The organism is Streptomyces alfalfae (assembly GCF_004127445.1).
In the GTDB taxonomy this organism is placed as follows: Bacteria; Actinomycetota; Actinomycetes; order Streptomycetales; family Streptomycetaceae; genus Streptomyces; species Streptomyces alfalfae.
Genome location: NZ_QEXM01000037.1, coordinates 218,633 through 234,649, shown reverse-complemented (window position 1 = coordinate 234,649; position 16,017 = coordinate 218,633). Strand labels below are relative to the sequence as shown.

General features: G+C 72.9%; 12 protein-coding genes. 5 read left to right on the top strand and 7 right to left on the bottom strand.

Features of this window, described 5'->3' with window-relative positions; all coding sequences use genetic code 11:
- Positions 1-64 precede the first annotated feature (64 nt).
- On the bottom strand, positions 65-2,281 hold the full coding sequence (locus tag DCW30_RS16150; RefSeq protein ID WP_076687523.1) for an MMPL family transporter: 2,217 nt from the start codon (positions 2,279-2,281) through the stop codon (positions 65-67).
- Between the two features lie 360 nt (positions 2,282-2,641).
- Positions 2,642-4,906, bottom strand: a complete 2,265-nt coding sequence (locus DCW30_RS16145) for an ATP-binding cassette domain-containing protein (protein ID WP_076687522.1) — start codon at positions 4,904-4,906, stop codon at positions 2,642-2,644.
- A gap of 681 nt (positions 4,907-5,587) precedes the next feature.
- On the opposite strand from DCW30_RS16145, the gene DCW30_RS16140 reads away from it, so the two are divergent.
- The 3 genes from DCW30_RS16140 to DCW30_RS16130 all read left to right on the top strand — a co-directional run bounded on the left by DCW30_RS16140 (position 5,588) and on the right by DCW30_RS16130 (position 8,481).
- Positions 5,588-6,370, top strand: a complete 783-nt coding sequence (locus DCW30_RS16140; RefSeq protein WP_076687521.1) for an arylamine N-acetyltransferase family protein — start codon at positions 5,588-5,590, stop codon at positions 6,368-6,370.
- Between the two features lie 144 nt (positions 6,371-6,514).
- Positions 6,515-6,991, top strand: coding sequence for a VOC family protein (locus tag DCW30_RS16135; RefSeq protein WP_076687520.1), 477 nt, complete (start codon positions 6,515-6,517; stop codon positions 6,989-6,991).
- A gap of 230 nt (positions 6,992-7,221) precedes the next feature.
- Positions 7,222-8,481: an MFS transporter gene (locus DCW30_RS16130; RefSeq protein ID WP_076687519.1), complete on the top strand. Its 1,260-nt coding sequence runs from the start codon at positions 7,222-7,224 to the stop codon at positions 8,479-8,481.
- A gap of 19 nt (positions 8,482-8,500) precedes the next feature.
- Here DCW30_RS16130 and DCW30_RS16125 read toward each other — a convergent pair whose 3' ends face one another.
- The 3 genes from DCW30_RS16125 to DCW30_RS16115 all read right to left on the bottom strand — a co-directional run bounded on the left by DCW30_RS16125 (position 8,501) and on the right by DCW30_RS16115 (position 12,579).
- Positions 8,501-9,232, bottom strand: coding sequence for a class I SAM-dependent methyltransferase (locus DCW30_RS16125; protein WP_076687518.1), 732 nt, complete (start codon positions 9,230-9,232; stop codon positions 8,501-8,503).
- Positions 9,233-9,253: 21 nt separating this feature from the next.
- Positions 9,254-9,751: a GNAT family N-acetyltransferase gene (locus DCW30_RS16120; protein WP_076687517.1), complete on the bottom strand. Its 498-nt coding sequence runs from the start codon at positions 9,749-9,751 to the stop codon at positions 9,254-9,256.
- 62 nt (positions 9,752-9,813) lie between these two features.
- Positions 9,814-12,579, bottom strand: coding sequence for a hypothetical protein (locus tag DCW30_RS16115; RefSeq protein ID WP_076687516.1), 2,766 nt, complete (start codon positions 12,577-12,579; stop codon positions 9,814-9,816).
- Between the two features lie 224 nt (positions 12,580-12,803).
- Here DCW30_RS16115 and DCW30_RS16110 point away from each other — a divergent pair, with 224 nt between their 5' ends.
- Complete coding sequence (locus tag DCW30_RS16110; RefSeq protein WP_076687515.1) at positions 12,804-13,247, top strand: DUF3093 family protein; 444 nt, start codon at positions 12,804-12,806, stop codon at positions 13,245-13,247.
- A 389-nt stretch (positions 13,248-13,636) separates the two neighbouring features.
- Positions 13,637-14,077, top strand: coding sequence for a subtilase-type protease inhibitor (locus DCW30_RS16105; RefSeq protein WP_076687514.1), 441 nt, complete (start codon positions 13,637-13,639; stop codon positions 14,075-14,077).
- A 120-nt stretch (positions 14,078-14,197) separates the two neighbouring features.
- Here DCW30_RS16105 and DCW30_RS16100 read toward each other — a convergent pair whose 3' ends face one another.
- Together DCW30_RS16100 and DCW30_RS16095 are read right to left on the bottom strand one after the other, a co-directional pair.
- Positions 14,198-14,599 carry a YunG family protein gene (locus DCW30_RS16100; RefSeq protein ID WP_076689645.1) on the bottom strand — a complete coding sequence of 134 codons (402 nt, stop codon included), beginning with the start codon at positions 14,597-14,599 and terminating at the stop codon, positions 14,198-14,200.
- A 30-nt stretch (positions 14,600-14,629) separates the two neighbouring features.
- Positions 14,630-15,877 (bottom strand): CaiB/BaiF CoA transferase family protein, encoded by a 1,248-nt coding sequence (locus tag DCW30_RS16095; RefSeq protein WP_079250230.1) that lies wholly within the window; start codon positions 15,875-15,877, stop codon positions 14,630-14,632.
- Between the last annotated feature and the right edge of the window lie 140 nt (positions 15,878-16,017).

Here is a 16,017-nt window from a genome sequence, read left to right as displayed (position 1 = left end):
GGCCGGCCGGAACCCCCTGAACCAGGTGGTCCCGACCGGCCCGCTCAGCGGGTACGGCGGTGTGTCAGCGGCCCGCGGGCGCCAGCTCCCGCTCGGCCTCCGCGCCCGGCGTCACCGTGTCGCCGAGGGACTTGTGCAGCTTCTCGCCCTCCACGTCGACGTTCGGCAGCGCCTTGTCCAGCCAGCGCGGCAGCCACCAGGCGGACTTGCCGAGCAGGGCGAGCACCGCGGGGACGATCGCCATGCGGACGATGAAGGCGTCGAAGAGGACGGCGACCGCGAGGCCGAAGCCCATCATCTTGATCATGTCGTCGTTCTCCATGATGAAGCCGGAGAAGACGCTGATCATGATGACCGCGGCGGCCGCCACGACCCGTCCGCCGTGGGTGAAGCCGGTGACGACCGACTCGCCGGGGCTCGACCCGTGGACGTACGCCTCGCGCATCCGGGTCACGAGGAAGACCTCGTAGTCCATGGCGAGACCGAAGACCACGCCGATCATGAAGATCGGCATCATGCTCATGATCGGGCCCGGCTGGTCGACGCCCACGATGTCCGCGAGCCAGCCCCACTGGAAGACGGCGACGACGGCGCCGAGCGCGGCGGCCACCGAGAGCAGGAAGCCGAGCGCCGCCTTGAGCGGCACCAGGATCGAGCGGAAGACCAGCATCAGGAGCACGAACGCCAGGCCGACGACCAGGGCGAGATACGGAATGAGCGCGTCGTCCAGGGTCTGCGAGAAGTCGATGGTCATCGCGGTCTGGCCGGTGACCAGGATCTCGGAGTCCGTGTCGGCGCCGATGGCGCCGGCGTCCGAGCGGATCGTCTTGACCAGTTCCTCGGTCTGCTGGTCGCTCGGCCCGGTCTTCGGGACGACGTTCATGATCGCGGTGTCGCCGGCCTTGTTGGGCACCGGCGGCGTCACGGCGACGACTCCCTCGACCTCGGCGAGCTTGTCGCCGACGGTCTTGGCGGCGCCCGCCACGTCGGCGTCCTTGCTGACGGTGACCATCAGGGGGCCGTTGAAGCCCGCGCCGAAGGACTCGGACAGCATGTCGTACGCCTTGCGCTGGGTGGTGTCCGGCGCGGAGGAGCCCTCGTCGGGCAGACCGAGTTCGAGGCTGGTGGCCGGGACCGCCACCGCGCCGAGGCCGATGACGGCGACGGTCAGGACGGCGAGCGGACGGCGCAGCACGAAGCGGGACCAGCGGGTGCCGAGCTTGGGCTTGGCGTGCGGGTCGATGTGGCCCGCGGGCTTCTTGCGGTCCTTGCGGCGCAGCACCTTGCGGCCGGCGAAGCCGAGCAGCGCGGGGATCATGGTGAGCGCGATGAGGACGGCGACCACGACGGTGCCCGCGGCGGCGAGGCCCATCTTGGTGAGGATCGGGATGTTGACGACCGCGAGACCGGAGAGGGCGACGACCACGGTGAGGCCGGCGAAGACCACGGCGGAGCCCGCGGTCCCGGTGGCGCGTCCTGCGGCGTCCTCCGGCGTCCGGCCCTCGGCTATCTCCGCCCGGTAGCGGGAGACGATGAAGAGGGCGTAGTCGATGCCGACGGCGAGGCCGATCATCATGGCGAGCGTCGAGGTCGTGCCGGAGAGGTCGAGGACGCTGCCCAGCGCGCCGATGGCGGAGATGCCGATGCCGACGCCGATGATCGCGGTGAGCAGCGGCATGCCCGCGGCGATCAGGGAGCCGAAGGTGAGGACCAGGACGACCGCGGAGATCGCGATGCCGATGAGTTCGGCGGTGCCGCCCATCTCCTGCTCGGCCATGACGGCGTCGCCGCCGGTCTCGACGGTCAGCCCCGCGTCGCGGGTGGCGTCGGTGGCCTTGGTCAGGGCGTCGCGCGACTTGTCGGTCAGCTCGGTGGAGATGACCTTGTACGTGACGGAGGCGTACGCGGTGGTGCCGTCCTTGCTGACGGTCTTCGCCTCGTACGGGTTGTCGACGCTCGCGACCTGCGAGCCCTTGCCGATGGCCGCGACCATCTTCTCGACCTCGGCCTTGGGCTCGGCCGAGGTGATCTTCTCGCCCTCGGGGGCCCGTATGACGACACGGGCGCTCGCGCCGTCGGCGCTGGCGGCCGGGAAGCGCTTCTCCAGGAGGTCGAAGGCCTTCTGCGACTCCGTTCCCGGCATCGAGAAGGAGTCCTCGGGCGGTGCGGGGGCGGTCGACGCCGCGACGCCCGCACCGACGAAGAGCGCCACCCAGAGCAGTGCCACATAGCGGCGTCGCCGGAAGGCGAGGCGGCCTAGTTTGTACAAGAACGTAGCCACGGCGAAGGGGACTCCCGTCGGGTTGGGCAGGCAGGGACGACCCCCTTCGATGTGCGGTCTCCGCACGTCCGAGGTGCGTCTTCGCACGTCAGGGGGTCCAGCAGGATGCCCTTCCATAGTCACTGCCGATTACGGGACGGGAGTCCGACTGCGAGCCGGACTATCGACCCACGGTCGCTGTACTGCGTCCGGTGGAGTGTCATCCCGTGGGATGAGAGCACGTCCCGGCTTCTCGGCCACAGGGTGCAGTCACGTGTCAATGGTTTGGACGTCATTGGCGCGGAACTTTCGGTTCCTCTTCACCCGGTACCTGCACGATGCGCAGAAATGTCCGCATCTCGACGCCTCTCCGGCCGCCCCCTAGCCGGCCACGTACTTCCGCAGGTGCCGTGCCGTGAGAGTGTCCCCCTCGGCGACGAGTTCGGCCGGGGTTCCCGTGAAGACGACGCGTCCGCCGTCGTGCCCGCCGCCGGGCCCCAGGTCGACGATCCAGTCCGCGTGGGCCATGACGGCCTGGTGGTGCTCGATGACGACGACCGTGTTGCCGGCGTCGACCAGGCGGTCGAGGAGGGCGAGGAGCTTGTCCACGTCGGCGAGGTGCAGCCCGGTGGTCGGCTCGTCGAGGACGTACGTGTGCGACTTCTCCGCCATGCGAAGGGCGAGTTTCAGCCGCTGCCGCTCACCGCCCGAGAGCGTGTCGAGCGGCTGGCCGAGCCGCAGGTATCCGAGTCCGACGTCGAAGAGGCGGCCCAGGATGGCGTGCGCCTGCCCGGCGGGGAAGAAGGCGCGGGCCTCGGCCACCGACATTCCGAGCACCTCGCTGATGTTCTTGCCGCGCAGCCGGTAGGTGAGCACCTCGGCGGTGAACCGCTCGCCGTCGCACTTCTCGCACACCGACGCCACCCCCGCCATCATCGCCAGGTCGGTGTAGACGAGGCCGAGGCCGTTGCAGGCGGGGCAGGCGCCCTCGGAGTTGGCGCTGAACAGCGCCGCCCTGACGCCGTTGGCCTTGGCGAAGGCCGTGCGGATCGGGCCGAGGAGCCCGGTGTACGTCGCCGGATTGCTGCGCCGGGAGCCCCGGATCGGCGTCTGGTCGGCGACGGCCACGCCGTCCCGCGCGGAGAGGTAGCCGTGAATGAGGGAGCTCTTGCCCGAGCCCGCGACCCCGGTGACCACGGTGAGCACACCGGTCGGGACGTCGACCTCGACGTCCTTGAGGTTGTGCAGGTCGGCGCCCTTGATGGAGAGCTGCCCGGTGGGCGTGCGCACGGTCTCGCGCAGTCGGGCGCGGTGGTCCAGATGCCGTCCGGTCAGCGTCCCCGAGGCCCGCAGCCCCGCCACGTCACCGGTGTAGCAGACGGTCCCGCCCGCCTCACCGGCGCCGGGCCCCAGGTCGACCACGTGGTCGGCGATCTCGATGACCTCCGGCTTGTGCTCCACCACGAGGACGGTGTTGCCCTTGTCGCGCAGCCGCAGCAGCAGGTCGTTCATCCGCTGGATGTCGTGCGGGTGCAGCCCGATGGTCGGTTCGTCGAAGACGTACGTGACGTCGGTGATGCTGGAACCGAGGTGGCGGACCATCTTCACGCGCTGCGCCTCACCGCCGGACAGCGAGCCGGACGGCCGGTCCAGACTGAGGTAGCCGAGCCCGATCTCGGTCAGCGACTCCAGCAGCTCCCGCAGTCCGGCGACGAGCGGCGCGACGCCGGGGTCGTCGAGGCCGCGCACGAACTCGGCGAGATCGCTGATCTGCATCGACGAGCAGTCGGCGATGCTCAGCCCGTCGATCTTCGAGGAGAGCGCGGCGGCGGAGAGCCGGGTCCCGTCGCAGACCGGGCAGCGGGCGAAGACGACCGCGCGGTCCACGAAGGCCCGGATGTGGGGTTGCAGGGAGTCGCGGTCCTTGGCGAGCCAGGTGCGCCGCAGCTTGGCGACGAGACCTTCGTAGGTGAAGCCGTTGGAGCCGACCTTCACCTTGACGGGCTCCTTGTGCAGGAGGTCGTCCCACTCCCGCTCGGTGAAGTCCGCGAGCTTCTTGCCGGGGTCGTGGAAACCGGAGTGGGCCAGGACCTGCCAGCTCCAGGAGTCCACGGCGTGGTTCGGTACGAGGATGGCGCCCTCGTCGAGCGAGAGCGAGCGGTCGACGATCTGATCGACGTCGACCGTGGAGACCTCGCCGGCGCCCTCGCACTCGGGGCACATGCCGTCGGGCAGATTGAAGCTGAAGGCGGCGGAGGCGCCGATGCGGGGGACGCCGAGGCGGCTGAAGACGATCCGCAGCATGGTGGAGGCGTCGGTGGCGGTGCCCACCGTGGAGCGCGAGTTGGCGCCCATCCGCTCCTGGTCGACGACGATCGAGGCGCTGAGGTTGCGCAAGGCGTCGACGTCGGGCCGGCCGAGGCTCGGCATGAACGACTGGACGAAGGCGGTGTACGTCTCGTTGATCAGCCGCTGCGACTCGGCGGCGATGGTGCCGAAGACGAGCGAGGACTTCCCCGAACCGGAGACTCCGGTGAACACGGTGAGCCGCCGCTTGGGCAGGTCGACGGAGACGTCCCGCAGGTTGTTCTCGCGGGCGCCGCGGACCTGGATGAGGGTGTGGCTGTCGGCGGGGGTGGCCTGCACGGGGGCTCCTTTTCAGCGGTGAGGCAGGGGTGGGCCAGAAGTGGCCAGGGGTGACGTGAGGAGGGAAGGACGCGGGAAGCGTACACCGTACCCAGTTTCTGTGTGGCAGGTTTCCGAACACACGTGCCCGGCGGCGGTCTCCGGGTCAGGGCGGGGCCCCGTGGCCGGAAGCGGGCTCCGTGGCCGGCAGCGGGCGCGCGGGCCAAAGGCGGGCGTCTGGGCCGGAGGCGGCCCCCGTGGGCCGGAGGCGGAACCATGGGCGGAGACGGACCCGTGGACCCCAGACGAGCGCCGGGCCAGAGACAGACCCGTGGACGGGAGATGAGCGCCAGGCCAGAGACAGGCCCATGGACCGCAGACGGACCCGGGGGCCAGAGACGGGCCCCGTGGGCCGCAGACGGACCCGTGGGCCGGAGGCGGAACCACGGGCGGAGACGGACCCGTGGACCCCAGACGAGCGCCGGGCCAGAGACAGACCCGTGGACGGGAGATGAGCGCCAGGCCAGAGACAGGCCCATGGACCGCAGACGGACCCGGGGGCCAGAGACGGGCCCCGTGGGCCGCAGACGGACCCGTGGGCCCGAGACGGGCACGTGGACCGGAAGTCCTAGGTCCGTCGGCCGGGGCGGTCGCCGCCGGAGGTCCGTGGCCCGTGCGCCCCGCCCCGGCGAGACTGGCCCCATGGACATCGAACAGACCGAGGCCTACCTGCGGCGCATCGGCGCCGAGCGCCCCGCCTCACCGAGCGCGCGGGCACTGCGCGAACTGCACGTGGCCCACCTGCGCAGCGTCCCCTTCGAGAACCTCTCGATCCACCTCGGCGAGGAGATCGAGCTGGTCGACGAGGCGCTGGTGGCAAAGGTGGTGGAGGCTCGCCGGGGCGGCTTCTGCTACGAACTCAACGGCGCGTTCGCCGCCCTCCTCGCGTCCCTCGGCTTCGACGTCACGCTGCTCCAGGGCCGGGTGTACGGCGAGGGGGGACGGCTCGGCATCCCCTTCGACCACCTCGCGCTGCGCGTACGCACGCAGGAGGGCGGCGACTGGCTGGCCGACGTGGGCTTCGGCGCCCACAGCCAACTGCCGCTGCGCTTCGGCGAGCGGGACGTCCAGGCCGACCCGGCGGGCACCTTCCGCCTGGTCAGGACCGCTGCGGGCGACCTGGACGTACTCCACGACGGCACCCCGCAGTACCTCCTTGAGGAGCGCCCTCGCGAACTGGCCGACTTCAGGGCCGGCGCCTGGTACCACCGGACGTCCCCGGAATCCCACTTCACCCGCAACCTGGTCTGCTCGATCCTCACGGAGGACGGCCGGATCACGCTCAGCGGCCGCAGGCTCACGACCACGGTGGACGGCGAACGGCACGTGAGCGAGCTGGCGTCGGAGGCGGAGGTGCTGGCGGCGTACGAGCGGCACTTCGGCATCGTCCTGAAGGGGGAGCCCGTACTCGGGCGCGTCACCTGAACCCGCGGTCGGGCGCACCGCCTGACCCGCGATCGGGCGCACCGCCTGGCGGCGTGGCGATGAGTTCCGGGAGGCGCGACGGTCTGTCCTATGAGGAGCGCGGCGGCGGCCCGCTGCCGCGACACGGGACAGGAGAGTGCTGTCATGCCCAAGATCACGCCCGCTCTGTGGTTCGACACCCAGGGCGAGGAGGCCGCGACGTTCTACTGCTCGGTCTTCCCGAACAGCTCCATCAAGAACGTCTCGCACTACGGCGAGAACGCCCCGCGCCCGGCCGGCACCGTGCTGGCGGTCGACTTCGAACTGGACGGCGAACAGTTCACGGCGATCAACGGCGGCCCCGAGTTCACGTTCACCGAGGCCGTCTCCCTCATGATCGACTGCGCTGACCAGCAGGAGGTCGACCACTACTGGTCCAAGCTCTCCGAAGGCGGCGAGGAGGGCCCCTGCGGCTGGCTCAAGGACAGGTACGGCCTGTCCTGGCAGGTCATCCCGAGGGCCCTCCCCGAGCTGATGAACGACCCGGACCCGGCGCGCGCGCAGCGGGCGGCCCAGGCGATGTTCGGCATGAAGAAGCTGGACGTGGCGGGTCTGTACGCGGCGGTGGACGGCACGGGCTAGGCGGCCCGGAAGCGGCCCGTACGGGAACAGTCCGTACGGAAACGGCCCGTCCGGAAACGGTCCGTAGGGAACGCGCCCCCCGGCGCCGGGGGCACACCGGACCCAGGCGCCGGGCACGCGATTGGCGCACGCTCGCCGCGCGCGATTGGCCCAGTCACGCCCCTCGCCCGCCGCCTAGCTTCGACACGTCAACCAGGGCCGGCCGCCAGGCCGCCGACTCGGGGAGCTTCGTGTCGATCCGCATCCTTCCGCCGCCGGGGGCGCCCCGCGTCCTCGCCGCGGCCCAGCTCAGCAACTCCGTCGGAGACGGGGCCTTCTACGCGTCGTCCGCGCTGTACTTCACCCGGGTGATCGGGCTCTCCCCCGCCCAGATCGGCCTGGGGCTCACGCTGGCCTGGGCCGTGGGGTCCGTGGCCGGGGCGCCGCTGGGCGCGCTGGCCGACCGGTCGGGGCCGCGCGGGGCCTCCGTGCTGCTCGCCGTGGCGACGGGGGCGGCCGTCGGGTCGTTCCTGTTCGTCCGCTCCTTCGCGCTGTTCGTCGCGGCGGCCGTGCTCTACGCCGTCGCCCAGTGCGGTCTCGCCGCCGCCCGGCAGGCGCTGCTCGCGGGGCTCGTGCCACCCTCGGCGCGCACGGCCGTGCTCGCCCACCTCCAGGCGACGCTCAACGCCGGGCTCGCGGTCGGGGCCGCCGTCGGTGGGCTCGCCCTGCGGTACGACACCGCCGACGCGTACCGCGCGGTGTTCGTGGTGGACGCCGTGAGCTTCCTGCTCTGCGCGGCCGTGCTGCTGCGGCTCCCCGCGGCGGCACGCCGCAGGAGCGCGCCCCACGAGCCCCGGCTCGCCGTGCTGCGCGACCGGCCCTACGCCGTGGTCACGCTGCTCAACGCCGTACTGCTGCTGCGCATGCCGCTGCTCAGCCTGGCCGTGCCGCTCTGGATCGTGGAGCGCACCGAAGCCCCCGGGTGGCTGGCCTCCGCGCTGTTCCTCCTCAACACCCTGGCCGTCATGGCCTTCCAGGTGCGGATGGCCCGGGGCGTCGCCGGGCCTGCCGCCGCCTCGCGCGCGGTGCGGCGGTCCGGGTTCGTCATGGCCGCCTCCTGCCTCGTCTTCGCCCTCTCGGCGGCGGCCGGGCTGCCGCCCTGGGGAACCGTCACCGTCCTCGTCCTGGGAGCCCTGCTCCATGTGGCCGGTGAGATGCGGCAGTCCGCGGGGGCGTGGCAGATCGGCTTCGCGCTGGCGCCCGCCGCGCACGTCGGGCAGTACCAGGGCTTCTTCGGCACGGGCGTGCCCCTGGCCCGTGCTCTCGGGCCGCTGCTGCTGACCTGGCTCCTCGTGGTGTGGGGCGCGCCGGGCTGGCCGGTGCTCGGGGCGCTCTTCCTCGGCGCGTCCCTGGCCATGGGGCCCGCGGTGCGGTGGGCCGAGCGGACGGCGCGGGCCCGGCCCGGCGCCGGCGCCGGTGCGGTCACGGCCGCCGGGGCGGTGGCGGGATGACGTACGGGATCGTGTCCCGTCACGTCTTCCGCGCCACGACGAGCCGCCAGTTCGGGCTGCCGTCGGGGCGCCGCCCGAACTCCTCCAGGGGCAGCAGCCGCACCGCGAAGCCCGCGTCCGCGAGGTCGTCGCGCACGGCCGCGAGGCCGAAGGTCCGGTAGTACATGACGAACGGCGGGCGCCACAGCGCGTTGCGCACCCGCATCACCCCGTCGAAGCCGAGCATCGCCCAGTGCCACGGGGAGCGGACCGGCTGCGGAGCCCCGATCGGGAACGCGAAGAGACCGCCGGGGCGCAGCGCCCGGTGGACGCCGGCGAAGAGCGCGGGGCGCTCGGCGGGCAGGAAGTGGCCGAAGGCCCCGAAGCTGACGGCCAGGTCGTGGCGTTCGGCGAACGGCAGGGCGCGGGCGTCGGCCCGTACCCAGGCGACCGCGGGGCCTTCGGCGCGACCGGCCGGCACCGCCGCCGCGGCGGCGGCCAGCATTCCCGCGCTGAAGTCCACCCCGGTGACCCGCTCCCGGCACAGCGGCAGCAGCGCGGAGACGCCCGCTCCCGTGCCGCAGCACACGTCGAGACCGGCGTCGAAGGGGCCGAGCGGGCGCAGCGCCTCCGCCGTCGCCGCGAGGAACCGGTCGGGCGTGCGGAACGGTGTCCGGTCGAACTTCGGGGCGAGCAGGTCGTAGCCCCGCTCGGTGGAGGAGAGCGCCTGGACGGCCAGCTCGCGCAGCGTGGGACCCCGGGAAGTGAACATCGGCATCAGGATAGGCCTGTGTCAGAGCGTCAGCACGTAACTGGTGCCCGGTCTGCCGTCGACGCGGATGTCGCCGGTGGGCACGAAGCCGGTGCGGGTGAGCACGGCACGCGAGGCGGGGTTGTCCAGCGTCGTGACGGCGCGCAGTTCACTGAGGCCGTACGCCGTGACGGCGAGGTCGCAGGCCTGGCGCACGGCCCGCGTGGCGAGGCCCCGGCCCGCGGCCTTCTCCGCGATCCGGTACCCGAGTTCGGCGCCGCCGTCCGCCACGTCGACGAGGTTGACCCGTCCGAGCACCTCGCCCTCGTCCCCCACGAGCACGTGGAAGTAGCAGTCCCCCGCGGCCTGTTCGGCGAGGAGGGCCGCGTGCCGTGCCGCGAACCGCGCGAAGTAGGCGTCGCCCCGGTCGGGCACCGACGCGGCGAAGTAGGCGCGGTTCGTCTCCTCGAAGGCGAGCAGTGCGGGCGCGTGCTCGGGGCGAAGCAGCTGCAGCGAGGGGGGTGTTGAGGCTGTGGACATGAGACAACCCTACGCATGCGCCCCACGGTGCGGGGCCGCCGGCGAAGGCGGCCCCGCCCCCGCTATCCGGCGTCCCGGACGGTGCCGGTGACCACCGGGCCGCCCGGTCGCGGCTCCCAGTTCTCGTCGTAGACGGAGAGCCGGGCCTTCAGAGACTCGGCCGGTTCACGCGCGTCGTCCTTGACGGTCGGCACGCGTACTTCGGCGCTCTTCTTGCCGGCGGGCACGGTGACGTACACGGCGTCGCCCTCCGTCATCCGGGACAGCGCGCGCACCGGGCGGACCGGTACGCCCACCTCGTGCTCGAGCCAGCGCTTGTCCACGTCCAGCGTGGACAGTTCGGCGCCGCGGTCGACCGGCAGGAAGGTGAGGCCCGCCATGATGTCCACGTCGACGGCCTCCGACAGCGTCATCCGCCACTTCAGCGGCTTGCCCTCGGTGACGCGGTCCGCGACGGGTTCGAGCGTGACCTTCGGCATCGGGTCGTCGTTGCGCGCCGTCACACCGCCGTGGTACGAGCCGACGACGGCGCCGCGCACCGCCTTGACGTACGCGTCGTGGCTGACGTCGTAGCCGTAGCGGGTGTCGCCGCGCACCTCCACCGGTACGTCGACGTCGTTCGTGCCCGGCCGCACCGTCACCGTGCGGTGGGTGAACCGGTCGGTGCCCGGCTCGGGGACGGACACCCTGACCGTGCCGCTGCCCTGCCCGGAGACGCGGACGGGGATGTGGTGGGTGCGTACGCCGGAGTCCCCCTCGTCCACGGTCAGCCGGCCCACGTCGACGCGGGGCAGCGCGGCGGGCCGCACCGCCGGCGTGCCCGGCCGCCAGCCCCAGCCGTCCATCAGCCACGCCTTGCCCGAGCGGCTGCGCGGGGTGAGTTCGAGGGTCTTCACCCGCTTCAGGTCCAGCTTGTCCGCGACCGTCTCCGACAGCGGCACGCGGACCTCGCGGCCCCAGTACGAGGCGGTCGACCCGCTGCCCGGCAGGCCGTCGACGCGGACGCGGCCGAGCTTAGCTCGGTGGCCCGCGGTGTCGACGAGCGTGACGTCGAAGCGGGTGCCGGCGGTGTTGGGCGGCACGATCAGACGCAGCGCCAGGCGGTCGGCGCCCGCCAGCGAGACGGGCCGGGCGGGGCTCACCCGCACCGGGGCGCCGGGATGCGTCCAGCGCAGCGCCACCGCGTCACGTCCCGGCTCGGGCGAGACGTCCCACGCGGCGAAGTGCGGTGACGCCCCCGCCGTGCGGGGCGGCAGACAGGCGCGGGCCGCGTCCTGGTCGACCTGGGCGCAGACCCTGCCGCCCCTGACCGTGGTCGAGGCGTCCGGCAGGAAGGCGGCCGTCCTGTTCGCGCCCACGGCGTGGGTGAGGACCCGTGCGGGGCCGGCGGAGGGCGCCCGGCGCTCGGCGCCGTCCAGGAGGGGGCGCACCCGGTCGTCGCCCGCGACGAACAGCCGGGCCGCCGCGGCGATGTACGTGGCTCCCGCGCGCTGCTGCTGGGAGGCGGTGAGCCGGGTCTTCTTCTCCGGCGAGCACACGGCGTCGGAGTCGTCGCCGAAGTCGTCGTCGGCGGGTGCCTTCGCCTGCCCCGGAGTCCACTCGCTGTTGAAGAAGTTGTGGTTGGCGCCCACCATGTAGACCGCGCTGTGCAGGGCCTTGCCGCGGCTGACCCGGCGCGTTCCGTCGACGTAGAGCTCGCCCTGGAGGTCGGACACGTCGCCGTCGCAGCCGGGCAGGATGGTGGCGGAGGGCACGTCGGGCACCGGGTTCTGGCCGAAGACGGTGGGGCCTATGAGGACGTTGCCGCGTATCTTCCAGCGCGTCGGGCCGTGGTAGCCGTCCTGGTCGGCGAGCGGGGCGTAGAGACTGTCGAGCGCGGCCCTGTTGACGCCCTCGCCGCCGCGCGAGTGGCCGACCAGCAGGACGCGGGAGAGGTCGGCCGGAGAGACGGCGCGCACGGCCGCCGGGGCGCCGGCCGGTTCCTTCGCCCAGTCCGCCCAGCGGCCGAGGTGCAGCCGTACCAGGGAGGAGCGGGCCTGTGCGCCGCCGTCCTCCGCGAGGTGGTCCTGGCCGTTGATGCCGTTGGCCGCGATGGACACGGTGACGTATCCCTGGGAGGCCAGGAGTTTCTGGGCCTTCTGGTAGCCCGCGTGGCTCGGCACCGGCTTGGTGCCGCTTCCGCAGGGCCAGCCGCCGCCCTGCCCGTCGCCCGCCCCGTAGCAGGTGTAGTGGCGGCCGTGCAGGAACAGGGCGAGCGGACGCTTCCCCGGCGCGTTCACGGGGCCGGTCACGGCGGCCCGCATCTCCACAGGTTCGGGGAAGCCGGGCAGTTTCACCGACGTGAGGGTGTACTCGCCGCTGGTGGTGCGGTAGCGGCCCTTCTTCCCCGGATCGACCGCGTTGGCGGGCGGGAGCGCGGCGGGCGGCGCGGGCCGCGGAGCCCTCGAACCGGCCGTGGGCGCCGCTTCGTCGAGACGGCGGCCACCCGCCACCACCCGCAGCTTCTCCGCCGGCCCGATGCGGTCGCCGTTCAGCGGCAGCCGGAACGACCGGCGGTCCCGCGCGGCCGTCGGCCTGCCGAGGAGCCTGTCCCCGGCGTAGAACTCGACCCTGGCGTCGCCCATGGGCACCGGCTCGTCGGCGGCCCAGACCAGCTCCTCGCCGCTGCCCTCACCGGCGAGGCGCCAGCCTTCCGGAAGGTCGTCGACCGGCGGGGCGGTCGACGCGGGTGGCGGTGCGGCGGGCAGCGCCTGCGCCGCCCCCGGGGTGACCACCGCGAGCGCGAGCACCGCCAACGCCGTGGTCGCCACGCGTGGGACACGTCTCACAAGTCCTCCTCATCTCACACTTCTCAGGGCACCCGACCGAACTGGCGTGCCCCTCCTGCCTCTTCGAGGACGGAGAAGCGCCCCTCCGCGTTGCCTCGCGGCCCGCACCGGCGGCGAGGAGGACGCCCGGGGCCGGAACCGGGGCATGGCGGGGCCGCGGGGGTGGCACGCCGCGAGGGGAACCCTCCGCGGGCCCCGGCGGGCGCTCCTGCCAGGATTCGGTCATGCACATCTACGAAGAGCGGCTGAGCGTCCCCCGCTCCTGGTGGGCGCTGGTCGCCCTGGGCGGCGCCGGTCTCGCGCTGGCGGGGATCCCCTTCGGCGTGATCGCCGCGGTGACGGCGGCGGCGGTCGGCATGGCGGTGGCCGCGGGGATCGTGTACGCGCACGGCAGGGTGCGCATCCTCGTGACGCCGGGCTCCCTGGTCGTCGGCGGGCGGAAGATCCCGATCGAGGCGCTCGGCGCGACGGAGATCCTCGACGAACGCGAGGCCTTCGAGTGGCGGACCGTCAGGGCGAACCCGTACGCGATGCTCCTGCTGCGCTCCTACATCCCCACGGCCCTCCGCATCGAGCTGCGGAACTCCTACGGCGGCGCCCCGTACCTCTACCTCTCGACGCGGCAGCCCATGAACCTGGCCGCCGTGCTGGCCTTCTCGCGGGGCTGAGAGCCGCCGCCGGCGCGGAGCGGCCCAACGGTGCGCCGCCCCGCGTATGCCCGGGGGACATCCGCGTCCACCCCGGGCATCCGGCCGTCTTCATGAGGCGTTCTTCCGCAGCGATCATTTCCGGTCGTTGCCGGTAGTCGAAGAAAGAACCAATTTCGCGACGCCACAGGTCAGAAGGTTGTCACGCGTTATACCAATGCCGGTTGTCCATATGCTGGACAGCCTCCCGGCGGCCGGGCCACCGGCCCTGAGCTGCCCGAACGGACACCCGGGCACCGCTCAGCGAACACACCCATCCGGAAATCGACCGTACGTGTGGCGCTCACTCTCCGCGCAGACAAGACTCCTCCCCGCAGTCAACACCCGCCTCGAACAAAGGAGAGTCCACCATGCGTCGCACCCTCAAGGCCGTGGGAGCAGCCGCCGCGGCGGCGACCTGCGTCCTCGCCGCGACATCAGGCACCGCGCACGCCGAGGCCCCGAAGCAGGCCGCCCTCTACGCGCCGTCCGCCCTGGTGCTCACGGTCGGTCAGGGCGAGGACGCCACTTCCACGGCGGTCGAGCGCGCCGTCACGCTGACCTGCGCGCCGCGCCCCGGCGGAACCCACCCCGCGGCAGCGGCCGCGTGTGCCGAACTGACCAAGACCGGCGGGCAGTTCGCCCAGCTCGTGGGCAGCACGTCCGACGTCGTGTGCACCAAGGAGTGGCGTCCCGTCACGGTCTCCGTCACCGGTGTCTGGTCCGGCAAGCACGTCGGCTGGTCCACCACCTTCGCCAACCGGTGCGAGATGAAGGCGGGTCTCGGGGAGGGCGCCGCTCTGGCCTTCTGACGGCACCACACAGGACCCTGACCCACACTCAGGGAGAGTCCCGGCCTCCTTTCGTGGGGGAAGGCCGCCGGGACGCGGGCCGGCCCCCGGCGCCCTCGGGCGCCGGGGGCCGTGGTGTGCTCACCGTGCGCGCGACGCCGCCGTCTCGTCGAGTCTGTGCAGGACGCGGGTGCGCAGCAGTTCGTACTCCTCGCGGAGCCGGTCTATCCGGGGCGGCCGGGCGACGACCGTCCCCTCGGTCACCACCTCCTCGGGCGCGAACTGCTCCCGGGTGAGGTCGATCTCGTACTCCCCGCCGATCCTGTTCCACCAGTGGAAGTCCGTCCACCGGCCGTCGACATGGACCTCGCCCCGCAGCAGGTCACCGCCCAGCAGGTCGTGCAGGACCAGCGCCGTGACGCCGCACTGGTCCCTGGCCGGATTGTCCGCGGTCCACTGTGACCGGCACTCCGGCGTCATGGTGTCGGCGCCCCAACCGGCGCGCACGGCCGCCTCGATGTCGGTGAGAAGCAGAGGATTCATGACGCCCACCATGGCAGCCGCCACTGACAATCACCCGTCATCGCCGCCCGCCGAGGGCTCCGCGAGGCGTACGACCCCGCGCTCGGCCGCCGTGCCGATGAACTCCTCGTCGAGCCCCGCCGCCGCGAGGACGTCCCGGGTGTCCGCCCCCGCGCCCCGCACCTCGGGCCGCACCCGCGCCGGGGTGCGGGAGAGCGAGACGGGCGAGGCGAGTCCGCGGTAGCCGTCGCTCTCGACGACCAGGCCGCGGTGGCGCACCTGGGAGGCCGTCAGCGCCTCGGCGACGTCGTGCACGGGCGAGGCCGGGATGCCGCGGGCCGTGAGCCGCGCGGTCAGGTCGGCGCGCGTGTGCCCGGCGATGGCCTCCGCCAGGGCCGCGCGGAGCTCCCCCTGGTGGCGCACCCGGTCCGCGTTGGCGCGAAAGCGCGGGTCGTCCACGAGGCCGGGCAGGCCGAGGACATCGGCGAGCGCGCCGAACTGCCGGTCGTTGCCGACCGCGACGAAGACCGGTCCGTCGGCGGCGGCGAAGGAGTCGTAGGGCGCGATGGAGGGGTGCGCGGAGCCGGTGCGGCGCGGCACGGTGCCGTCGGCGAGATACGCGGCCGAATGCGGATGGAGGAGGCTGACCGCGGTGTCGAGGAGCGTGCAGTCGACGAGCTGGCCGAGGCCCGAGCGGTGCCGCTCGTGCAGGGCGAGCAGGATGCCGGAGAAGGCGAGGATGCCGGTGACCTGGTCGACGACGGGTACGCCCACGCGCAGCGGCGGCCCGTCCTGTTCGCCGTTGACGCTCATGAGGCCGCCGTAGGCCTGGAGCACCGCGTCGTAGCCGGGCTGTCCGCCGAGCGGTCCCTCGGCGCCGAAGCCGGTGATCCGGCAGTGGATGAGGGCGGGGTGGCGCTGCCGCAGGTCCTCGTCGGCGTAGCCCCACTTGGCGAGGGTGCCCGCCTTGAAGTTCTCGACGAGGACGTCGGTGTCGCGCAGCAGGGCGTCGAGGATGTCGCGCCCCTCGGGCGCGGACAGGTCGACGACGATGTTCTTCTTGGCGCGGTTGAGGTTGCGGTAGTACGCGGAGGTGTCCGGCGCGACGAACGGCGGTCCCCAGCCCCGGGTCTCGTCACCGGCGGGGGGCTCGACCTTGATGACGTCGGCGCCGTGGTCGGCGAGCATCTGCGCGCAGTAGGGGCCGGCGAGGACCCGGGAGAGATCGAGCACCCTGAGCCCGGCGAGGGCGCCGCCGGACGCGGCGGACGCCGGGGACGGGATCGGTGGGGTCGGCATCGGCGGGACCTCGGCAGACTCGGCTCGTGGCGCGTGACGTGGCGCGTGCTCAGGGCGTGGCGCATGGCCCGGGATGCCGCCGAGGCTATGAACTCCATGATCGCCGGTCAAGACCGGCCCTCACCTGCCCGCACCGCACG